This is a genomic window from Arthrobacter sp. 49Tsu3.1M3, from assembly GCF_900168135.1.
Classification (GTDB): Bacteria; Actinomycetota; Actinomycetes; order Actinomycetales; family Micrococcaceae; genus Arthrobacter.
Window position 1 is genome coordinate 255,013 of record NZ_FUZD01000004.1, and the last position, 20,688, is coordinate 275,700.

The 20,688-nt window shown below is 69.1% G+C and carries 18 protein-coding genes; 13 read left to right on the forward strand and 5 right to left on the reverse strand.

Annotated elements, in window-relative coordinates; all coding sequences use genetic code 11:
* The first annotated feature begins 93 nt into the window (after window positions 1-93).
* Window positions 94-912, forward strand: a complete 819-nt coding sequence (locus tag B5X90_RS07780) for a purine-nucleoside phosphorylase (protein WP_079551607.1) — start codon at window positions 94-96, stop codon at window positions 910-912.
* A 51-nt stretch (window positions 913-963) separates the two neighbouring features.
* On the opposite strand, the gene B5X90_RS07785 is transcribed toward B5X90_RS07780, so the two are convergent.
* Entirely contained in the window at window positions 964-1,443 is a 480-nt protein-coding gene (locus B5X90_RS07785; RefSeq protein ID WP_079551609.1) for an RrF2 family transcriptional regulator, read from the reverse strand.
* A gap of 127 nt (window positions 1,444-1,570) precedes the next feature.
* On the opposite strand from B5X90_RS07785, the gene B5X90_RS07790 reads away from it, so the two are divergent.
* Window positions 1,571-3,310 (forward strand): phospho-sugar mutase, encoded by a 1,740-nt coding sequence (locus B5X90_RS07790; protein WP_079551611.1) that lies wholly within the window; start codon window positions 1,571-1,573, stop codon window positions 3,308-3,310.
* On the opposite strand, the gene nirD is transcribed toward B5X90_RS07790, so the two are convergent.
* The gene (gene nirD / locus B5X90_RS07795) at window positions 3,307-3,687 is read right to left on the reverse strand and encodes a nitrite reductase small subunit NirD (protein WP_079551613.1); all 381 of its coding nucleotides are present in this window, start codon (window positions 3,685-3,687) and stop codon (window positions 3,307-3,309) included. The two genes, B5X90_RS07790 and nirD, sit on opposite strands and share 4 nt — an antisense overlap.
* Window positions 3,688-3,943: 256 nt before the next feature.
* Between nirD and nirB the strand changes: the two genes are divergently transcribed.
* The 6 genes from nirB (at window position 3,944) to B5X90_RS07825 (ending at window position 11,123) form a co-directional block, all read left to right on the forward strand.
* Entirely contained in the window at window positions 3,944-6,625 is a 2,682-nt protein-coding gene (gene nirB / locus B5X90_RS07800; RefSeq protein WP_079551615.1) for a nitrite reductase large subunit NirB, read from the forward strand.
* Window positions 6,626-6,627: 2 nt separating this feature from the next.
* Entirely contained in the window at window positions 6,628-7,662 is a 1,035-nt protein-coding gene (cobA, locus tag B5X90_RS07805) for a uroporphyrinogen-III C-methyltransferase (RefSeq protein ID WP_079551617.1), read from the forward strand.
* Between the two features lie 8 nt (window positions 7,663-7,670).
* On the forward strand, window positions 7,671-8,897 hold the full coding sequence (locus tag B5X90_RS07810) for a uroporphyrinogen-III synthase (RefSeq protein WP_143264680.1): 1,227 nt from the start codon (window positions 7,671-7,673) through the stop codon (window positions 8,895-8,897).
* A 196-nt stretch (window positions 8,898-9,093) separates the two neighbouring features.
* The gene (locus tag B5X90_RS07815) at window positions 9,094-9,990 is read left to right on the forward strand and encodes an FAD-dependent oxidoreductase (protein ID WP_079551619.1); all 897 of its coding nucleotides are present in this window, start codon (window positions 9,094-9,096) and stop codon (window positions 9,988-9,990) included.
* Window positions 9,991-10,151: 161 nt separating this feature from the next.
* The gene (gene deoC, locus B5X90_RS07820; protein WP_079551621.1) at window positions 10,152-10,850 is read left to right on the forward strand and encodes a deoxyribose-phosphate aldolase; all 699 of its coding nucleotides are present in this window, start codon (window positions 10,152-10,154) and stop codon (window positions 10,848-10,850) included.
* A gap of 54 nt (window positions 10,851-10,904) precedes the next feature.
* Window positions 10,905-11,123 carry a hypothetical protein gene (locus tag B5X90_RS07825; RefSeq protein ID WP_079551623.1) on the forward strand — a complete coding sequence of 73 codons (219 nt, stop codon included), beginning with the start codon at window positions 10,905-10,907 and terminating at the stop codon, window positions 11,121-11,123.
* Between the two features lie 71 nt (window positions 11,124-11,194).
* Here the strand turns inward: B5X90_RS07825 and B5X90_RS07830 are convergent, their stop codons facing one another.
* Together B5X90_RS07830 and mfd are read right to left on the reverse strand one after the other, a co-directional pair.
* A complete protein-coding gene (locus B5X90_RS07830) occupies window positions 11,195-12,025 on the reverse strand; it encodes a metal-dependent hydrolase (RefSeq protein ID WP_179129078.1) in 831 nt (276 codons plus the stop codon).
* Between the two features lie 4 nt (window positions 12,026-12,029).
* Window positions 12,030-15,731 (reverse strand): transcription-repair coupling factor, encoded by a 3,702-nt coding sequence (gene mfd / locus B5X90_RS07835; protein ID WP_079551628.1) that lies wholly within the window; start codon window positions 15,729-15,731, stop codon window positions 12,030-12,032.
* Between the two features lie 247 nt (window positions 15,732-15,978).
* Here mfd and B5X90_RS07840 point away from each other — a divergent pair, with 247 nt between their 5' ends.
* The 5 genes from B5X90_RS07840 (at window position 15,979) to B5X90_RS07860 (ending at window position 20,212) form a co-directional block, all read left to right on the forward strand.
* Window positions 15,979-17,544 carry an SDR family oxidoreductase gene (locus B5X90_RS07840; protein WP_079551631.1) on the forward strand — a complete coding sequence of 522 codons (1,566 nt, stop codon included), beginning with the start codon at window positions 15,979-15,981 and terminating at the stop codon, window positions 17,542-17,544.
* A 47-nt stretch (window positions 17,545-17,591) separates the two neighbouring features.
* On the forward strand, window positions 17,592-18,089 hold the full coding sequence (locus tag B5X90_RS07845) for a DUF2505 domain-containing protein (RefSeq protein ID WP_079551633.1): 498 nt from the start codon (window positions 17,592-17,594) through the stop codon (window positions 18,087-18,089).
* 4 nt (window positions 18,090-18,093) lie between these two features.
* Window positions 18,094-18,315, forward strand: a complete 222-nt coding sequence (locus B5X90_RS07850; RefSeq protein ID WP_018774651.1) for an SCO4848 family membrane protein — start codon at window positions 18,094-18,096, stop codon at window positions 18,313-18,315.
* A 111-nt stretch (window positions 18,316-18,426) separates the two neighbouring features.
* Window positions 18,427-18,870 carry a VanZ family protein gene (locus B5X90_RS07855; protein ID WP_256860112.1) on the forward strand — a complete coding sequence of 148 codons (444 nt, stop codon included), beginning with the start codon at window positions 18,427-18,429 and terminating at the stop codon, window positions 18,868-18,870.
* Window positions 18,871-18,898: 28 nt separating this feature from the next.
* Window positions 18,899-20,212 (forward strand): UDP-glucose dehydrogenase family protein, encoded by a 1,314-nt coding sequence (locus B5X90_RS07860; RefSeq protein WP_079551637.1) that lies wholly within the window; start codon window positions 18,899-18,901, stop codon window positions 20,210-20,212.
* Here the strand turns inward: B5X90_RS07860 and sufU are convergent.
* Window positions 20,209-20,679 carry a Fe-S cluster assembly sulfur transfer protein SufU gene (gene sufU / locus B5X90_RS07865; RefSeq protein ID WP_079551640.1) on the reverse strand — a complete coding sequence of 157 codons (471 nt, stop codon included), beginning with the start codon at window positions 20,677-20,679 and terminating at the stop codon, window positions 20,209-20,211. The two genes, B5X90_RS07860 and sufU, sit on opposite strands and share 4 nt — an antisense overlap.
* Window positions 20,680-20,688 lie beyond the last annotated feature (9 nt).

A 20,688-nucleotide genomic window follows, 5' to 3' on the forward strand; every position in this document is an offset into this window, starting at 1 on the left:
TCCACCATCCGAACCGGAGCCCCAAGAATCCGGGCCATGCGCGTCCATTCGTGCATGCTGGGCAGCAGGCCCGGCGCACGATAACTTGTACCAGTGAGCTATACAGAATTCCTGAATGCAGACCCCTTCGACGCCGCCCGCGACGCCGCCGCCTACATCGCCGAAGAGACGGGCGTCGACTCCCATGACGTCGCGCTGGTCCTCGGCTCGGGCTGGGGTGACGCCGCCGAGCTCATCGGCGAGACCACCGCCACCTTGTCCGCCGCCGAAATCCCCGGCTTTTCCGCACCGTCCGTGGTGGGGCACGTGGGCACCATCCGTTCGGTCCTGACCAAAGAGGGCAAGCGGGCCCTCGTCCTGGGCGCCCGCACGCACTACTACGAGGGCAAGGGCGTCCGCGCCGTGGTTCACGGCGTGCGCACCGCCGCCGCTGCCGGCTGCAAGACTCTTGTGCTGACCAACGGGTGCGGCGGGCTCAACGAGAACTGGACGCCCGGCACGCCGGTGCTCATCAGCGACCACATCAACCTCACCGCCACCTCACCGCTGGAAGGGGCAACGTTCGTGGACCTGACGGACCTCTACTCCTCCCGGATCCGCGGGCTGGCCCGCGAGGTGGACCCGTCGCTGGACGAGGGCGTCTACGCCCAGTTCACCGGCCCGCACTATGAGACGCCCGCCGAGGTGCAGTACGCCAAGCGGATCGGCGCCGACCTGGTGGGCATGTCCACGGCACTTGAGGCGATCGCCGGCCGTCACGCCGGCATGGAGGTCTTCGGCATCTCGCTGGTGACCAACCTCGCCGCCGGGATCAGCCCCGTGCCGCTCAGCCACGGGGAAGTCCTCGAGGCCGGCGAGGCCGCCGGCCCGCGGATTTCCAAGCTGCTGGCAGACATCATCGCCAAGCTATGATCTTGGCTCTGAACTAGGCCCCGCCAGAGGTCCTGGACTACCCCGCCGCTGCTATTCCGCGGCCAGGTAGTCCAGGACCTTTGTCTTGTCCGCCGGGAACCGCCGCTCCATCGAGTCCGCGATCCCGGCGATGCTCTGGCGCGCCAGCGCCTGCCGCCAGGCGAGCTCGGCCTGGCGCATGGTCTGGGAAATCAGGCACGTCCGCGCGAAGTTCTCCTGCCGGTCCGGTTCTGGAACATTTCCGAGGATCGCCTCGCACCGGAAAGCCGGGTCCTGGCCCTCCAGCGCCAGCACGATGTCCAGCACGGTGATGTTTTCGGGCCGGCGCGCCAAGAGGAAGCCGCCGCGGGGACCCGACACCGAGTCCAGGACGCCGGCCCGGACCAGCGACTGAAACTGCTTGTTGAGATACGCCGCCGGGAGTTTGTAGAACTCGGCCAGCCGCGCACTGTTCACCGGCTCACCGGGCGGTGTCCAGGCCATGTTGACGCAACTGTGCACGGCCCATTCGACACCACGGCCCATCTTCATATTCCAGACGCTACGTGTCCGGAAATTTGGGTGTCAAGGTCCCGCGAAAGGCCTCGAGATGGAACTGAAACCCGAACTCTCGATTGTCTGGGCAGGAATCGCCCACGATTGGCGATAGTTTGGTTCCATGACGTCTTCTGATGCCGAACTCGCCCGCCTCCTGAGCGATGCCCGCGACTGGGCAAGCCAGGACCCGGACCCCGCCACCGCCGCCGCCCTCTCCGAACTGGTCCGCCTCACCGACGGGGGCGCCGCCGCGGCCCGCCAGGAACTGGCCGACAGCTTCAGCGGCACCCTGCAGTTCGGCACCGCGGGACTGCGGGCAGCCCTCGGCCCGGGTCCGAACCGGATGAACCGCGTGGTGGTCCGGCGCGCCGCCGCCGGCTTTACCGCCTTCCTCACCAACGCGGTCGAGCAGGCCTCCCCCGGCACCCGGCCGCGCGCCGTCGTCGGCTATGACGCCCGTTACAACTCCGACATTTTCGCCGAGGAAACAGCGGCGATCCTCACCGCGGCCGGGGTTGAGACCTTCCTGATGCCGGCCGCGCTGCCCACCCCGCTGCTCGCCTACGCGGTGCGGGCACTGGACTGCGACGGCGGCGTCATGGTCACCGCCAGCCACAACCCGCCGCAGGACAACGGCTACAAGGTGTACCTCGGCCGTCACGCGGTGGAGGAAAGCGGCCGCGGCGCCCAGATCGTGGCACCCTACGACGCCCTGATCGCGGCGAAGATCGACGTCGTCGGCGCCCTGGACTCCATCGTTCTGGCCGCGGACGGGTGGACCGTGCTGGCGCCCTCGATCGCGGCCGACTACCAGCGCGCCGTCGCGGCCCTGGCGGTACCGGAACACTTCCCGGCCCGCGGGCTGAAGATCGTCCTGACCCCCATGCACGGTGTGGGCGGGGAAACGGCCGTCGCGGTGCTGAACGCCGCCGGATTCGACGACGTCACGCTCGTCACCGAACAGGCGCAGCCGGACCCGGACTTCCCCACGGTGAACTTCCCCAACCCGGAAGAGCCCGGGGCGCTGGATCTGGCCCTCGAGGCGGCGACGCGCGAGGACGCCGACATCGTGATAGCCAACGACCCTGACGCCGACCGGGCAGCCGTGGCAGCGAAGGACCCTGATACCGGCGCGTGGCGCATGCTGCGCGGGGACGAGGTAGGCGCCCTGCTCGGTGCCCACGTCGTGGCCCGGCAGGCCGCCAGTGGCGAAGCACCGGCCGGTGTGTTCGCCAACTCAATCGTGTCCTCCCGGCTGCTGGCGCGGATCGCGGCCGCGGCAGGCTACGCGCACGAGGAAACCCTGACCGGTTTCAAGTGGATTGCCCGGGTGCCGGGGCTGGTCTACGGCTACGAGGAGGCGCTGGGCTACTGCGTTGCTCCGTCGCTGGTGCGCGACAAGGACGGCATTTCGGCCGCGGTCCTCATCGCCGAACTCGCGGCGGCCGCAAAGGCCGAGGGCAAGACGATCTTTGACACCCTGGACGAGCTCTACCTGGTGCACGGGCTGCACGCGAGCGACCAGCTCAGCATCCGGGTGGCGGACCTCGGCCTGCTGGACGCGATGATGAACCGGCTGCGCGTGAGCCCGCCGGAATCGTTCGGCGGCTCCGCCGTCGAGGCCGTCACGGACCTTGCCGAGGGCAGCGAACTCCTCCCGCCCACCGAGGGCCTGCTGTACCTGACCCGGGACCTCAGCCGCGTGATCATCCGTCCCAGCGGCACGGAACCGAAGCTCAAGTGCTACCTGGAAGTCATCCGCAGTGTCGGCTCGGCCGCCGAGCTTCCGGCTGCCCGGGACGAGGCCCGCACGGCCCTGGACGGCGTCCTTGCCGACGTCCGCGAGGCACTGGGCCTCTAGAGCTGCACTTCAATGTACCCGCCCACAATCCGGGTACCGAAGGTGGCGAGGCGGAGTTCCGGGCTGCCGAGGCATTCCCCGGTGGCGAGGTCGTAGACCTCCTTGTGCAACGGCGATGCCACCGTGGGCCTGTCCCCGCGGGATCCGGTGATGCCGCGGGCCATGACGTTCGCCCCGGTGGCCGGGTCCTCCTGCGCGACGGCGAAAACCTCACCGGCCAGGGTGCGGAACAGGGCCACCTGGCGGCCCGCAATCAGTGCCGCCTCGCCCCAGGCCGGTTCCAGGTCCGCCACGGCGCACACCCGGTGCCAGCCGGCTGCGGCTCCGGTAATTTGGTCCTCAACGTCGTGTACGGCGGTTTCAAGTACGGCGGTCATCCCGGCCCCTCTCTGATACATCCCTTACGGGCTCAACCGCTGCTGCGGCCACATATTCAAGCTAGGCCCGCGGTGTTTCATCCGGACGCGCCGGTTGTGTCCGGCGCGTAAAAGAGAGCTCACACGGCGGGAAATGCATTCGTGATGCAGAAGTTAAGATCACGAAACATAAGGGAAACTGAAGCGAAATTCCGGTTGCCTAGTCTGGGACGACAAGCTGCAGAGCACCGTCTGCGGCCCATGCGAAAGGCCCACCGTGACCGGACACCCCTCAAGCCACCCGAACCAGGGCGCCACCAGCGCCGGCCCGCGCCGTATTGTGGTGGCCGGCGGCGGCCCCGCAGCGCACCGCTTCGCCGATGCCATGCACGCCCGCGGCCTCGATGGCTGGCACGTTACCGTCCTCACCGAAGAAGCCCACCTCCCCTATGACCGCGTCGCGCTGAGCAAGGCACTCACCGACAGCAACGTCGACCTCACCCTGGGCAGCGCTTCCATGTGGGACCACACGGCCCTGAACCTCAAGACCGGCGAGCGCGTCACCAGTATCGACGCCGCCGGCAAGACCGTCCGGACCGCGGCGGGAACCGTCTATCCCTATGACGAGCTGGTGGTCGCGACGGGCTCGGACGCTGCCCGCCTGCCCATCCCGGGCGCCGAACTCACCCATGTGTACCGCACCCTTGAGGACGTCTGGTCCATCAACAAGGCCATCACGGACCTCACCGCGAAGCTGGGCCGGAAGGTCAACGCGGTCACCATCGGCGGCGGTCTGCTGGGCCTGGAATCAGCCGCCGGCACCGAACAGCTCGGCGCCACCCCGATCGTCATCAACGGCTCGCCGTGGCTCATGAACACCCAGCTGGACGAAGGTGCCGGGCAGGCGCTCGGCCGGCTGATCGAGGCCAAGGGCTTCACCGTCCACGGCGGGGTGTTCCCCTCCGAGGTCCTCTCCGACGACGACGGCCAGGTCACCGGCGTCCTCATGGCCGACGGCCGGATCATCGCCGCCGACATCGTGATCGTCGCGATCGGCGTGCGGCCCCGGGACGAACTGTTCCGGGCCGCGGAGGGCGCACCGCAGCAGTTCCAGCTCGGCCAGCGCGGCGGCGTCGTCATTTCCGACGACTGCTCCACCGAGGTTCCCGGCATCTGGGCGATCGGCGAGGTCGCCAACTTCGGCGGCATGTGCCTGGGCCTCGTGGCCCCGGCCAACACGATGGCAGAAATCGTCGCGGACCGGCTGCACGGCGGCGACGCAACCTTCCCCGGCTTCGACACCGCCACCAAGCTCAAGCTCTCCGGCGTCGACGTCGCCAGCTTCGGCGACGCGTTCGCCCGCACGGAACACGCCCTCGAAATCGTCTACGCCGACCCCGCCCGCGGCGTCTACCAGAAGATCGTCACCACCGACGACGCCAAGACCCTGCTCGGCGGCATCTTCGTCGGCGACGCCTCGCCTTACACCTCCCTGCGCCCCATGCTGGGCCGCGAACTGGCCGCCGAACCCGGTGCCTACCTCACCGCGGCCGGCGGCGGCGACGCCCCGGAGACCGAACTGCCGGACGACGCCATCCTGTGTTCCTGCAACAACGTCTCGGCCGGAACCATCCGTGACACCGTCAACGGCTGCGGCGCCTGCGACGGCAACGCGCCCGTCCGGGAACTCGGCGAGCTCAAGGGCTGCACCCGCGCCGGCACCAGCTGCGGTTCCTGCGTGCCGATGCTCAAGAAACTGCTCGAAACCGAACTGACCAAGTCCGGCGTCGAGGTCTCCAAGGCCCTGTGCGAACACATCGAGCTGTCCCGCCAGGAACTCTTCGACGCCATCCGGGTCCTGGAGCTGACCTCCTTCGAGGAGATCATGGCCAAATACGGCACCGGCGCCGGCTGCGATATCTGCAAGCCGACCATCGCCAACATCCTCGCCAGCCAGAACAGCGCCTACGTCCTGGACGCCGGCCGCGGCACCCTGCAGGACACCAACGACCGCGCCCTGGCCAACATGCAGAAGGACGGCACCTACTCGGTGGTCCCGCGGATCGCCGGCGGCGAGATCACCCCGAAGAAACTCGGCGTGATCGCCGCGGTCGCCGAGCAGTACGGCCTCTACACCAAGATCACCGGCGGGCAGCGGATCGACATGTTCGGTGCCCGGCTGGAGCAGCTGCCCGAAATCTGGAAGGTGCTGGTCGATGCCGGCTTCGAATCCGGCCAGGCCTACGGCAAGAGCCTGCGCACGGTGAAGTCCTGCGTCGGCTCCACCTGGTGCCGCTTCGGGGTCCAGGACTCCGTGGCCATGGCCATCCAGCTTGAGCTGCGCTACCGCGGCCTCCGCAGCCCGCACAAGCTGAAGATGGGCGTCTCCGGCTGCGCCCGCGAATGTGCGGAGGCCCGGGGCAAGGACGTCGGCGTCATCGCCACCGCCGACGGCTGGAACCTGTACGTCGGCGGCAACGGCGGCGCCACCCCGGCGCACGCCCAGCTGCTGGCCAAGGACCTGGACGACGAAACCCTGATCAGGTACATCGACCGCTACTTCATGTACTACATCCGCACAGCCGACCGGCTGCAGCGGACGGCGCGCTGGCAGGAAGAGCTCGAGGGCGGCATCAAGCACGTCGAGGACGTGGTGGTGCACGATACCCTGGGCATCGCCGCGGACCTCGAAGCCGCCATGGCCAAGCACGTTGACACCTACGTCGACGAATGGGCCGACACCCTGAAGGATCCCGAGCGCCTCCGCCGCTTCCGCTCCTTCGTCAACGCCCCGGACCAGAAAGACGATTCGATCACCTTCGTCTCCGACGAGCGCGGCCAGATGCGCCCCGCGACAGCAGAGGAGAAGGCGCTGGCCGGTCAGCAGCCGGTCCTGATCGGGGCTTCCATTCCGGTCCGAGCCGCCACCCCGGGACTGCCTGACGAGAACGAGGTATAGCCATGCAGCTCACCATTGACCTCACCGGACGCGAAGTCCTGGTCACGGGCGCGGACCATGCCGCACGGCAGGCCGTGCGTCGCTATGAGGCGGCCGGCGCCATCGTGTTCCGCCTCAGCACCCCGCAGGGCGCCGGCATTGACGGCCCGCTGCCCGAGCGCCCGTTCCTGGTGGCGGCAGTCGACGACGGCCAGCCGGGCTGGGAGGCCCTCCTGGGCCGGTGCCGCGCCACCGGCATCCCGGTCGCGGCCGAGCCCCCGGCCGGCCCTGCGGGCCACGTCACGCTGGTCGGCGGCGGCCCCGGGACCACCGAACTGCTGACGGTCGCCGCCGTCGCCGCCCTGCGCGATGCCGACGTCGTCTTCTACGACCGGCTCGCCCCCTACCAGGACCTGCCCTCCCTGACCTCGGCAGAGCTCGTGGATGTGGGCAAGAAGCCCGGCCACCACAAGGTCAGCCAGGCCGACATCGAAAAGCTCATGGTGGAAAGCGCACTGGCCGGCAACAACGTGGTCCGCCTCAAGGGCGGAGACCCCTATGTGTTCGGCCGCGGCGGCGAGGAAGTCGCGTCGTGTGTCGCGGCCGGGGTTCCGGTCCGCGTCATCTCCGGAGTCACCAGCGCCATCTCGGTTCCGGCCGCCGCCGGCATCCCGGTCACGCACCGCGAAGTCAGCCACATGTTCACCGTGGTCTCCGGCCATGCCCCGCTGACCGAGAACGAACTGACGCACCTCGCCGGTCTCGGCGGAACCATTGTGGTCCTGATGGGCATCGGCACCCTGCACCACCTGGCGGCCGGACTCCGCCGGGCCGGGATGCGGTCCGACATGCCGATGGCGGTCGTCGAACGTGGCTACCGCCCCGGCCAGCGCACCACGATCGCCGAGCTTGGCACCATCACCTCCGCAGCCGCGGGCTGCAGCAACCCCGCTGTCCTGGTGATCGGGGACGTTGTCCGGGTGGCCGAAGCCAACCGGGGCTGTGCCGGTGCCACGGCAGAGCTCGACCGGCTGGCCGCATCACTGATGGAGGCGTGAGGATTCCCATGAGCGGATTGAACGCCGTCGCCTCAGCCCTCCCGGAGCCCGGCGCACCCCTGTCCCCCTTGAACCCCGCCCTGAACACCGCACTGCACGCCGGCGCACCCGCGCCGGAACCCGCCGAGGACGCGACCGACCGGGACCTTCCCCTGGACGGCTTCCGGATCGGCGTCACCTCGCACCGCCGTTCGCAGGACCTCATCGAGGCCCTGGAACGCCGCGGTGCCGAGGTGCTTCACGCCCCGGCCCTGAAGATCGCCCCGGTCCGGGAGGACGAGAGCCTGATCGAGGACACCCGGGCGATCATCGCCGCCCGGCCCGATCTTTGCATCGCCACCACTGCCTACGGCATGCGCCGCTGGTGCGAGGCCGCGGACACGTTTGGCATTGGCGACCAGCTGCTGGAGACCCTCTCCGCCACCCGGATGTTCGTCCGCGGGCCCAAAGCCCGCGGCGCCGTGCGCGCCGCCGGGCTCGCCGACGTCGGAATCAGCAGCGACGAAACCACGTCAACGCTCGTGGACATGCTCCTGGCCGAGGGCGTGCGCGGCAAGACAGTCGCGGTACAGCTGCACGGCTACACCGATGTCCGCCAGCTCGAGCGCCTGCGCATGTCCGGCGCCACCGTCCTGACGGTCACCCCGTACCGCTGGGTCAAGCCCGACGGCGCCGACCGGCTGCCCAAGCTGATCGAAGCCGCGTGCAGCGGCAACCTCGATGTCCTGACGTTCACCAGCGCGCCCGCCGTGGACGCCATGTGGAGCACGGCGCACGAGATGGGCGTCTACAAACAGCTCGTGGAGAGCCTGAAGACCACCGTGGCGACCGCAGTCGTCGGGCCTATCACCGCGCAGCCGCTGCTCGATGCCGGGCTGCACCCGCTGATCCCGGAACGGTTCCGGATGGGCGCCCTGATCCGGCTGGTCTGCGAGCACCTGGCGCTCAACCACGTCCGCCGGCTCGACACCGTTTCCGGCAGGGTGGAGCTGCGCGGCCGCTCGCTGCGCATCAACGGCGAACCGGTCGAGATGGCGCCCGCACCGCTGCTGCTGCTGCGCGCGCTCATCGGCGCCGGCGGGGCTGTGCTCTCCCGCGAGGCGCTCTCGGACCTGCTGGAGCTGCGCGGTTCCGTGCATGCCCTGGACATGACCGTCAGCCGGCTGCGGTCCGCGCTGCCGGACACCCGGCTGGTGGAAACCGTGGTCAAACGCGGCTACCGGATCCGGGTGTAACGGAGCCGTCCGGGCTCTCGCCCCGGAGGGTTCGCGGCGGGGTGTGACCCACGGCATTACCGGCCGGTAAATACTGGCGAACGGGCAGGGCAGAAGCGGCAACACCCGGGAAACACCCCGGAAAAATCGGACGCCTACGCTGGGGTTCATCAAGCACACCGGCCACACGATGGCCACCCAGCGAAAGGGCCAGCACATGTCCGCTCCGGCAATGTCTCCCATCTCCACTTCCGCCCCGGCAGGCGCTTCGGCTGCCGCCACCACGGCCGCCCGGCCCAGGATCGTCATCGCCGGCGCCGGGCGGGCCGCCCAGGCGCTCGTCCGGCAGCTCACCCGGACCCCGTTCGCCGGCGCCATCACGGTCCTCAGCAACCGGGACGACGCCCCCGAGGAATTGCTGGAGCTCGCCGTCCTGCCCCAGGTATCCGTCCGCTTCGGCCAGCCGGCCAGCTATATCGACGCGGAAAACCGCCGCGTGACCACCGCCGACGGCATGGAGTTCGACTACGACGAGCTCGTCATCGCCACCGGTTCCGCTCCCGCCGAGGCGCCGGTGGAAGGTGCCGCCCGCTGCCTGAGCTATTCCACGATCGACGACGCCGCCGGGCTGGGCGAGGCCGTCAAGGACGTCACCCGGGTCCTGGGCCGCCGCCCCCTGGGCATCCTGGTCGGCACGGGTTCGGCCGCCGGCCAGGCCGAGGCCGTGCTCCGGTCCCGCGGCGTCCGCCCGGTCCGCACCACCGTCCGTCCCGCCGCCGTCGTTCCCGCCGCCGCCGGGTCCGCCCTGCCGGCGTCGGGCATCGTGTTCGAGGACGGCTCCAGCATGAACGGTGACCTCGTGATCCTCGCCGAGGAGCGCATCGCCCGCGACGAACTGGCGGGCACGGCCGGGCTCGCCACCGCCGCCGGCGGCGGGATCGTCATCGGCCAGGACTTCCGCACCTCCGTGCCGGGCATCTGGGCGATCGGTGACGCGGCAGCCTACGACGGCGTCCGGCTCGGGCTGCTCGTGGCCTCCGGCTCCGCGGCGTCGGTGTGCGCTTCCCAGCTGCTCCAGGCCACCATGCGCCGGCCCCTGGCGGCCGCCGCCTGACCGAGCCGGGGAGGCCCGGCCGGGGGCATCCGGCGGCCACATTCCTATGGCAAGATGGTTCCCTGATAAGCCGCGCACCACGCGGCGCCGCCAGGGCCCGCAGGCCCACAAGGCCCGGGAAGGGACCGCCGCGTCCCAGGCCCGCCACGAAAGGGACCACCATGAGCCACGAAGCCGCCACCGGGGGGACGCCCAACATCGCCTCCTACATCGACCACACCCTGCTCAAGCCGGAGGCCAGCGAGGCGGAGATCCTCAAGGTCTGCGCCGAGGCGGCGGAGTACCACTTCAAGTCGGTCTGCGTGAACCCGGTCTGGGTCAAGACCGTCAAGAAAGCGCTCAAGGGCTCCGGCGTCCTGACGTGCTCCGTGGTGGGATTCCCGCTGGGCGCCACGCCGAGCGACGTCAAGGCCTTCGAGGCCCGCGGCGCGGTCCTGGACGGTGCCGAAGAAGTGGACATGGTCATCAACATCGCCGCGGCCCGTGCCAATGACAAGGGCGCGCTGGTGGACGATATTGCCGCCGTCGCGGCCGCCGTGCACGAGGGTGGAGCCATCCTGAAGGTCATCATCGAAACGGCGCTGCTGGGCGATGACCAGAAGGTCCTCGCCTGCGAGGCCGCGGTGGAAGCCGGGGCGGACTTCGTGAAGACCTCCACGGGCTTCAACGGCGGTGGCGCCACTGCCGAGGACGTCGCTCTCATGCGCCGCACCGTCGGCCCGGACCTGGGGGTCAAGGCTTCCGGCGGAGTGCGTTCCCTGGCCGATGCTCAGGCTATGATTGCTGCAGGTGCAACACGTATTGGCGCCAGCTCCGGTATCGCGATCGTCAAGGGTGAACAGGGTTCGTCCGCGTACTGACCGTGCCGGCACCCGCCCACAGTTTTTGAGCCCCCCGGGGCCGAGGAGGAACGAATGTCCAGCAACACCACCCCGCAGACCGAGAACAGCCTCGGCTCGACCATCGTCATCTTTGCCGCGATGATGGTCCTGTTCCTCGGTGCGATCTTCTCGCTGTCCTTCCTGACGCTGGAAAACACCTGGCCGATGGCCGTCTGCCTGATTCTCTTCGCCGCAGCGTTCTGGATCCCGCAGACCCTGCTGGGCCGCTCGGATTCGGCCGGCGAAAACTAGGCCACTCCTGACCCTTAATTGACTGACGCTCCGGTTCATCCGGAGCTTCAGTCATTTAACCGGCCGCAGTCCTAGCCGGGCACCAGCGCGAACAGGCCTTTGACCAGCCCCGTGCCAAGGGCCAGGGCCGCGGGGAAGTGCGCTTTGGCCACCGTCAGGCCGGCGCCAAACATCCCCACCATGGCGTAGCCGCTCACCGGGATCAGGACGAACCATTCCCGCCGCGATCCCGCCCGGCCCAGCAGCGGGATGGAGAACGCCCCGTTGGCCCTCCAGATGTTCTTCAGCAGCGGCAGTTTCCGCAGGACCTTGGGCGGCTTGATCACAAGTGGCCAGAGCAGCGGCACTCCCCCGGTGGTGATCATGTCCCCCACAATGTGCACCACCACCCCGGTGAGCATCGAAACCGGCAGCCAGGTCCACTGGTGCGGCGCGAACCACGTCACGAGACCTGCCATGAGCAGCCCGACGATCCAGTTACTGATCCAGCCGAATTTCGGGAAGAGTTTCAGTGCCTTGGCGGCGATGTTGATCATGAACATGCACAGCAGGCCGGCCCCGACGGACAGCAGCCCCCACTGGGTCTGCACTTGCCACTGCCCGGCGATCGTGGCCAGCAGCACGAAGAACGCCGCGCCCAGCACCGAATGTGTGCCCTGCCGGTGGCCCCCGCTGGCGTTCTCAATGCCGCGCGCCACCAGGTTGGACAGCGGCGGCAGCGCGTGCGCCACCGTGCTGGCGCGGTGGTCCCAGTCGCAGACCAGTGCGGTCCCCGCCGTCGCCATCGCGCCGATCACGATTCCGGTGGGATCCAGGGGGTACCAGCCCAGCGCATACGGGCCGGTCGAGGCAATGGCTACCCACGCCGCGGCTCCCGACGCGGCGTGATGTCCTCCCATCATTCTTTTATTTCACCGCCGGTGTGGCAGAGACAGGGGCGTCGGAGAAGATGTTGCGGATCACTCCGTTGGCCCACTCCAGGATCTCGGCGTCCTGCAGGTCCCGGCCGCCGATCCTGGCCGTCTTGGGCTTCGGGACGAGCACGGCATCCAGGGCCGGCTTCGCCTGCGCGCCCGGGTACATCCGGGTCAGGCGCATGAGCTTGGACTCGGGAAGCTGCGCCGGGGAGAACTTGATGAAGTTGCCCTGCAGCGCGACGTCGGACAATCCGGCCTCGCGGGCGCCCACCCGGAACCGGGCGACCTCGATCAGGTTGGTGGCCGGCAGCGGCAGCTCGCCGTAACGGTCCACGAGTTCCGCGAGGACCTCCTCGATCGCCTCGTAGGTGATGGCGCTGGCGAGTTTGCGGTAAGCCTCCAGGCGCAGCCGTTCGCCCGGCACATAGTCGTGCGGCAGGTGCGCGTTGACCGGCAGCTCGATCTTCATTTCGGCGGCCTTCTCCTCCGCCTCGCCCCGATATTCGGCCACGGCCTCGCCGACCAGTCGGATGTAGAGGTCGAAGCCGACGCCCTGGATGTGGCCGGACTGCTCGCCGCCGAGCAGGTTGCCGGCGCCGCGGATCTCCAGGTCCTTCATGGCCAGCTGCATGCCGGCGCCGAGCTCATTGTGCGTCGCGACGGCCTTGAGCCGTTCCAGCGCCACCTCGCCCAGCGGCTTTTCCGAGGGGTAGAGGAAGTAAGCGTAGGCGCGTTCACGGCCGCGGCCCACACGTCCGCGCAGCTGGTGCAGCTGGGAGAGGCCGTACTTGTCCGCGCCGTCCACGATCAGGGTGTTGGCGTTGGAGATGTCCAGGCCGGTCTCGATGATCGTGGTGCAGACCAGGACGTCAAAGCGCTTCTCCCAGAAGTCCACGATGATCTGTTCCAGCCGGCTCTCGGACATCTGCCCGTGCGCCACCTCCACCCGGGCCTCCGGGACCAGTTCGCGGATTTTCGCCGCGGTGCGGTCGATCGTGGACACCCGGTTGTGGACGAAGAACACCTGGCCTTCGCGCATCAGCTCACGGCGGATCGCGGCGGACGTCTGCTTGTCCGTGTACGGGCCCACGTACGTCAGCACGGGGTGCCGTTCCTCCGGCGGGGTGGCCAGGGTGGAAGTTTCGCGGATGCCGGTCAGGGACATTTCCAGCGTGCGCGGAATCGGGGTGGCGCTCATGGCCAGGACGTCGACGTTGGTGCGCATCTTCTTCAGCGCTTCCTTGTGTTCGACGCCGAAGCGCTGCTCCTCGTCCACGATCACCAGGCCGAGGTCCTTGAAGCCAAAGTCCTTGGACAGCAGCCGGTGCGTGCCGATCACGACGTCCACGGAACCGGCTTTGACGCCGTCGGCGGTTTCCTTGGCCTCCTTGCCGGTCTGGAAGCGGGACAGCGGCTTGACGACGAGGGGGAAGCCGGAAAACCGTTCGGTGAACGTCTCGTAGTGCTGCTGGGCGAGCAGCGTGGTGGGCACCAGCACGGCGACCTGTTTGCCGTCCTGGACCGCCTTGAACGCGGCCCGGACAGCGATCTCGGTCTTGCCGTAGCCGACGTCGCCGGAGATCAGCCGGTCCATCGGGATCTCCCGCTCCATGTCGGCCTTGACCTCGTTGATGGTGGTCAGCTGGTCCGGGGTCTCCACGTACGGGAAGGCCTCCTCCAGTTCCCGCTGCCACGGGGTGTCCGGGCCGAAGGCGTAGCCGCGGGAGGCCATCCGGGCCGAGTACAGCCGGATCAGCTCGCCGGCGATCTCCTTGACCGCCTTGCGCGCCTTGGACTTGGTGCTGGCCCAGTCCGCGCCGCCCATCTTGCTCAGCGCCGGGGTGTCGCCGCCGACGTACCGGGTGACCTGGTCCAGTTGGTCGGTGGGCACGAAGAGCCGGTCGCCCGGGGCCCCGCGTTTGGACGGGGCGTACTCCAGGACCAGGTATTCGCGCACGCCCTCGCCGCCACCGGCGACCTTGCGCTGGATCAGTTCGACGAACCGGCCGATGCCGTGCTGTTCGTGCACCACGGAGTCCCCGGCCACGAGCTGCAGCGGATCCACGGCATTCCGCCGCTTGGACGGCATCCGGCGCATGTCCTTCGTGGAACCGGCAGAGGTCCGGCCCAGCAGGTCAGCCTCGGTCAGGAGCGCCAGCTTGAGCGGGTCCAGGACAAACCCGCGCCCGACGGCGGCGGTGGTCACCTCGATCAGCCCGGCCTGCGGATCGGCCTCGAGCGTGTCCACCCGCGCGCACGGGATGTCGTTGTCGTGGAAGAGTTCGGCGAGGCGCTGCGCCGGGCCCGGGCCCTCGGTGACCACGACGATCCGCCACTGGTCCCGGACGCGGGAGCCGATGAAGTCCATCATTTCCGCCACGTCGCCCTGGTAGCCGCGGGGTTCGCGGGCGTGCAGGTTCAGCACGTCGACGTCGGGCAGCAACTCCTCGTCGCTGGCCAGCGACGTGATGGACCACCAGGAGACGCCGTGCTCGAGGGCGGCGGTGCGGGTTTCGGTCAGCGAACGGAAGCTGGCCGAGTGCAGCGCAACGGAGGCCGCGGAGCTTAAGTCGAGCGGTGCCGTGCCGCCGTCGGACGCCGTGGACCAGGCGGCCTCGAGGAATTCCTCGTTCGTGGCGGCGAGGTCGTGGGCCCGGGTGCGGACCTTCTCCGGCTCGATCACTACCGCGATGGACCCGGCCGGTAACTGGTCCAGGAACGGCACCATGGCGTCCACCAGCACGGGGGCCAGCGATTCCATGCCCTCGACGGCGATGCCCCCGGCGATTTTCTCCAGCATGTCCGCGGCGGCCGGGAGCTGGGACTTCAGGGTGGCGGCGCGGGACATGACGGAGGGTGTGATCAGGATTTCGCGGCACGGCGGGGCATGGAGTTCGGTGGGATGGTGCAGGCCGGGCGCGGTCAGCGAGCGCTGGTCGGCGACGGCGAACCAGCGCATCTGGTCCACCTCGTCACCAAAGAACTCGACCCGGATGGGGTGGTCCTCGGTGGGCGGGAAGACGTCCAGCATGCCGCCGCGGACGGCGAACTCGCCGCGGCGGGTCACCATGTCCACCCGGGCGTAGGCGGCATCGGCCAGGCTCTTGACGACACCGCTGAAGGGGGCCTCCTGGCCGACCTTCAGGGTCACCGGCACCAGTTCGCCCAGGCCTGCGACGATCGGCTGCACGACGGCGCGGACGGGGGCCACCACCACACGCAGCGCACCGGCGGTGGACGATTCGGGGTGCGCGAGCCGGCGCAGCACGGACAGCCGCCGGCCCACGGTGTCCGAGCGCGGGGAGAGCCGCTCATGCGGCAGCGTCTCCCAGCTGGGGAACTCCGCGACGGCGTCAGCCGGCAGGAAGGCGCGCAGGGCCTCGGTCAGGTCCTCGGCCTCGCGTCCGGTCGCGGTGACGGCCAGGACCACGGGCACTCCCCGGCCAGCCCCGGCAGAGCCGGGTTCGGCCGTGCCGGCTTCGGCAGGGCCAGCTTCGTTCCCCGCCAGGGTCGCGAGTCCGTCCGCCATTTCCGCGAGCAGCGTGGACCGCATTCCGGCCGGGGCGCTGATCTGGTAATCCTCGCTGCGGGCGGCGAACCCGCGGGCGGCCTCGGCCTGGATACGGGCGTAGTTCCGGTCTTCGGCGAGGACACGGCGCAAACCGGTGAGAGAGGGGCCGTTGAGGCTCATAGCTGTTGCTCCTGATGGGATCACGGGGTGCAGGCAACACGAATAGCCGAAATTCGCGAGAATCCCGGGCCCTCCAAGCCTACCGCGGAGCCTCGGGGCCCGCCGACGGGTCCGGGCGGCGGGACCTGCCCGGGGCGCCGCCGACGGGGCTAGGCTGGCTTGAGGAGCGGGCGGCCCATCCAACGCGGGCCGCGCACCGAATGGCTTGGTAGGCCACCCGCCAACTGCTGGCTGACAAGGAGTCACCATGAACGGCACAACCGCAACCCCCGAACCCGCTGGAACTCCTGCTCCAGCCCCGCAGGGAGCCACCGCAAAGGCCGCGTCCCCTAAGACCGTGCTCGTTACAGGGGCCACCGGCTACATCGGCGGCCGGCTTGTCCCCCGGCTCCTGGAAGCTGGACACAGGGTCAAAGTCGTGGTCCGCACCCCGGCCAAGATCGCCGGCGTGCCCTGGCTGGACGATGTGGAGGTGATCCACAGCAGCCTCGACGACGGCGATGCCCTGCAGGCGGCGCTCGACGGCGTCGACGTCCTGTACTACCTGGTCCATTCCATGGCGGCCGGGGCCGGCTTCGAGGCCAAGGAAAAGACGATGGCCGGGACGGCCGCCCGGGCCGCAGCCGCCGCCGGAGTGGACAGGATCGTCTACCTCGGCGGCCTGCACCCGGCCGGGGCCGAACTGTCCACCCACATGCGCTCCCGCGAAGCGGTGGGGAAGGTGTTCCTGGACAGCCCGGTGGACGCAGTGGTCTTCCAGGCCGGCGTCGTGATCGGCTCGGGCTCGGCGTCGTTCGAAATGATCCGGCATTTGTCCGAGACGCTGCCGCTGATGCCCGCCCCGAGCTGGGTGCGCAACAAGATCGAGGCGATCGCGGTCCGTGACGTCCTGTACTACCTCGTGGCCGCGGCGTCGCTGGAAGGACCCATCAACCGGACCTTCGACATCGGCTGCCGCCAGGTGCTCAGTTACGCCGGAATGATGCAGGAATACGCCGCCGAGGCAGGCCTGCCGCACCGGGTGGTCCTGGCGCTGCCGGTGCCGGCCCCCAAACTGGCCGGTCTGTGGGTGGCGCTGACCACCCCGATCCCGCTCTCCATGTCCCTGCCACTCGTCGAATCGCTCCAGCACGACGCCGTCGCCGCCGAGCACGACATCGATGCGTACATCCCCGCGCCGGAGGACGGCCTCACCCCCTACCGGCGGGCCGTGGCCCTCGCCCTGGGCAAGGAACGCGACGGCCAGGTGGAGACCACGTGGGCCAGCGCCGGCGTCGACGCCGATCCCCTGCCGAGCGACCCGGACTGGTCCGGCCACGCCGTGTACGTGGACGAGCGCAGCTTCCAAAGCGACGTGGACCCCAAATATGTGTGGACCGTCATCGAAGGAATCGGCGGCCGGAACGGCTGGTACTCCCTGCCGCTGGCCTGGCAGGTGCGCGGCTGGCTGGACAAGCTCACCGGCGGGGCGGGGCTGCTGCGCGGCCGCCGGCACCCGCACCTGCTGGCCGAGGGCGAGGTGGTGGACTGGTGGCGGGTCGAGCGGATCGACCGTGGCCGGCTGCTGCGGCTGCGGGCCGAAATGCGCGCCCCGGGCCGGGCCTGGCTCGAACTTTCCGTGGAGCCGGAGGGGACGGGCAGCCGCTACCGCCAGCGCGCCATCTTCTTTCCCAAGGGCCTCAGCGGCCGCCTCTACTGGCTCGCGGTGCTGCCGTTCCACAGCGTCATTTTTCCCGCCATGTCGCGGAATATCACCGCCGCCGCCCGGGATCTGGAAAACCTCGAATCGGAGCCAGCCCGGCACACCACGTAGGATGTTGGAGCCCGAAACGTCCACTTCCACATCACGGAGGACCCCCTATGGCCCTGAGTGCATCCACCACCGTTCCGCACAGCGTCGACCGCGTTACCGCGGTTTTCGTCAATGAAGACTTCCTGCGCCACACGAGCGAGCTCGTCGGCGGCACCCTGGAATCCTTCGCCATCGACGGTGACACCGCCGGCGCTTTCAACACCACCACCGTGCGGACCATCCCCACCACCCGGATGCCCGACATTGCCCGGAAATTTGTTGGCGAAAGCCTGAAGGTGACGCAGCTGGAGGCCTGGGAGGCCCCCGCCGCCGACGGCTCCCGGCAGAGCAAGATCTCCCTGAAGGTCTCCGGCGCCCCGCTGGACGTGAACGCTGTCCAGCGTCTCGTGTCCGACGGCGGCAACACCCGGATCGAGCTCGAGGGCGACGTGACCTCCTCGGTGCCGTTCCTCGGCGGCAAGATCGCCGACGCCGCAGAACCGATGGTCGGCAAGGCCCTGAACCTGCAGTCCCAGCAGGCCCAGGCCTGGCTCGAAAGCCACTGACCCCGTGGAACTGCCCGCGGTCCTCGCCGTCGTCCTGATCGTCGCCGGCGTCTGGTCCCTGGTTGTCTGGCCGCAGTTCCTGCGCCGGGTCATGAAGGATCCGCGTGCCCGCGACGCCAACGGGAAGGCCACGCGCTTCCTGACCGTCCATGTGGTCCTGGTCAGCATCTCCATGCTGCTGGGGGCCGCGACGGCGGCGATTGGCGTGGCCGGGCTGCTTAGCTAGTACCCGGCACACCGGCCGTCATATGCCCGCCGGTGTGCCGGATTTCCTGCGCTCGTTGCCTGCCGGCGGATAGAATCGGCAAAAAAGTGGACAGATGAAAGGGGACGCCAAGTGCTACCCCGTCGTGCGGCCATGTGGGGGCTGGGGGCTTATGTGCTCATTCTTGGCCTCATTGCGCTCTGGCCCGTTCCCGTGGACCAGGGCGCCTCCGATCTGCTGTTGCGGTCGCTGCGGAAGCTGCACCGCTGGGGTGTCCCCGAATGGTTCGACTATCGGGTGCTGGAACTGGCCGCCAACATGGTCCTGTTCATTCCGTTGGGTGCCTTCGTGGCCCGGATCCTGGGTGCCCGGCTGTGGTGGGGCGGGGCCGCCGTCGGCTTCCTGGTCTCGGTCCTGATTGAGCTCGCCCAGCTTTTCTTCCTCCCGGCGCGCTTTCCCTCCGTCTCCGATGTCGCCGCGAACACTTTCGGCGCCATGATCGGCGCCCTTGCGGCCTTGGTGCTCATGACACTCTCCGCTGCTGTGCGATTCCGCGGTCCACCGCGTACTCTGTGAACAGGCCCGACGGGAGGACAACGAGAGTATGCGGATTTCGGTTATCGGTTGCGGTTATTTGGGCGCTGTTCATGCTGCTTGCATGGCCAAGCTGGGCCACGACGTTGTAGGCATCGACGTCGACGAACACAAAGTGGCGCAACTGTCAGCAGGCCACGCCCCGTTCTATGAACCTGTTTTGGACGATCTGCTGTCCGAGCTGGAAGAATCCGGGCTTCTGCGATTCACCACCGACATGGCCGCCGCCCGCGGCTCCGAGGTCCACTTCATCTGTGTCGGAACCCCTCAAAAACGCGGCGAAAACGGCGCCGATCTGCGCTACGTTGACGCCGCAGTCACGGCTCTGGCCGCCCATCTCTCCCCCGGCGACGTCGTGGCCGGGAAATCCACCGTGCCTGTAGGTACGGCCGTACGGCTGGCCGAGGTGCTGGCCGAAACAGAGCCCGGCGCGATGCTGGTCTGGAACCCGGAGTTCCTTCGCGAAGGCCACGCCGTAACGGACACCCTGAACCCGGACCGGTTTGTCTACGGGACACCGGACGGAAGCGAAGACCACCCAGCGGTGGCTGTCCTGGACCAGGTCTACGAGACCCCGCTCTCGCGCGGGACACCCCGGCTGGTCACGGACTACGCTACGGCCGAACTCGTCAAGACTGCCGCCAACTCCTTCCTGGCCACCAAGATTTCCTTCATCAACGCCATGGCCGAGGTCTGTGAGGCCACGGGGGCCGATGTCACCCGGCTGGCCGACGCGATCGGGCTGGACGAGCGGATCGGCCGGAAATTCCTGAATGCCGGCATCGGTTTCGGCGGCGGCTGCCTGCCCAAGGACATCCGTGCGTTTATGGCCCGCGCGGGCGAGCTGGGCGCCGACCAGGCGTTGACTTTCCTGCGGGAGGTTGACGCCATCAACATGAGGCGCCGGACCCGGGTCGTCGAACTCACGCGGGAGCTCTGCGGCGGCACCTTGATGGGACAGCGGATCGCCGTCCTGGGCGCGGCCTTCAAGCCCGAAAGCGACGACGTCCGGGACTCCCCCGCGCTGAGCGCTGCCGCGCAGCTGCAGTTGCAGGGCGCTGTGGTGACGGTGACCGACCCCCAGGCCCTGCCCAATGCCGCCAAGCGTTTCCCGGAACTCCAGCTGGAGCCGGACCTTGAGACGACGCTGCAGAAGGCCGATGCCGTGCTGCTGCTGACCGAATGGCAGGCCTACCGGGAACTGGATCCGCACGCGGCCAAGGCGCTCGTGTCCGCGCCGCGCATCCTGGACGGCCGCAATGTCCTGGACCCTGCCAAGTGGCGGGCCGCCGGCTGGACTTACAAGGGGCTGGGCCGTCCCTAGGGCGCGGCCGTCAGCCTGCCAGCGGCCTGGCCGAGGGCGTCCTCCGCGGCCACCCATGAGAGCATGGCGCACTTGACCCGGGCGGCGTAACGGGACACGCCCTCAAACGCGGCGGCGTCGCCCAGCACCTCCGGGTCGGCCGGCACCTTGCCGCGCGAGCGCAGCACCTCGCGGAAGCTGTCTATGACCGTGCGGAGTTCCTCGACGCTCATGCCCTCGGCGAGCTCGGTCAGCACGGATGCCGAGGCCATCGAGATTGAGCAGCCGTCGCCGTCCCAGCGCAGCTCACTGACCTTCCCGCCTGCCACGGACACCCGGACCGTGATTTCGTCGCCGCAGGTCGGATTCAGCTGGTGGGACTGGCCGCTGCTGGCGTCCATGGGTGCGGCCGCGGCGGCCAGGCCGCTGCCGTGCCGGGCCTTGGCGTGTTCCAGGATGATCTGCTGGTAGAGCTGGTCAAGACTCATGGATGTCCG

Bases quoted from the DNA above. Each gene is read 5' to 3' on its own strand.
- B5X90_RS07785 (WP_079551609.1), bottom strand. From the start codon at position 1,443: ATGAAGATGGGCCGTGGTGTCGAATGGGCCGTGCACAGTTGCGTCAAC.
- B5X90_RS07790 (WP_079551611.1), top strand. From the start codon at position 1,571: ATGACGTCTTCTGATGCCGAACTCGCCCGCCTCCTGAGCGATGCCCGC.
- nirD (WP_079551613.1), bottom strand. From the start codon at position 3,687: ATGACCGCCGTACTTGAAACCGCCGTACACGACGTTGAGGACCAAATT.
- cobA (WP_079551617.1), top strand. From the start codon at position 6,628: ATGCAGCTCACCATTGACCTCACCGGACGCGAAGTCCTGGTCACGGGC.
- B5X90_RS07810 (WP_143264680.1), top strand. From the start codon at position 7,671: ATGAGCGGATTGAACGCCGTCGCCTCAGCCCTCCCGGAGCCCGGCGCA.
- B5X90_RS07815 (WP_079551619.1), top strand. From the start codon at position 9,094: ATGTCCGCTCCGGCAATGTCTCCCATCTCCACTTCCGCCCCGGCAGGC.
- deoC (WP_079551621.1), top strand. From the start codon at position 10,152: ATGAGCCACGAAGCCGCCACCGGGGGGACGCCCAACATCGCCTCCTAC.
- B5X90_RS07825 (WP_079551623.1), top strand. From the start codon at position 10,905: ATGTCCAGCAACACCACCCCGCAGACCGAGAACAGCCTCGGCTCGACC.
- B5X90_RS07830 (WP_179129078.1), bottom strand. From the start codon at position 12,025: ATGATGGGAGGACATCACGCCGCGTCGGGAGCCGCGGCGTGGGTAGCC.
- mfd (WP_079551628.1), bottom strand. From the start codon at position 15,731: ATGAGCCTCAACGGCCCCTCTCTCACCGGTTTGCGCCGTGTCCTCGCC.
- B5X90_RS07840 (WP_079551631.1), top strand. From the start codon at position 15,979: ATGAACGGCACAACCGCAACCCCCGAACCCGCTGGAACTCCTGCTCCA.
- B5X90_RS07845 (WP_079551633.1), top strand. From the start codon at position 17,592: ATGGCCCTGAGTGCATCCACCACCGTTCCGCACAGCGTCGACCGCGTT.
- B5X90_RS07860 (WP_079551637.1), top strand. From the start codon at position 18,899: ATGCGGATTTCGGTTATCGGTTGCGGTTATTTGGGCGCTGTTCATGCT.
- sufU (WP_079551640.1), bottom strand. From the start codon at position 20,679: ATGAGTCTTGACCAGCTCTACCAGCAGATCATCCTGGAACACGCCAAG.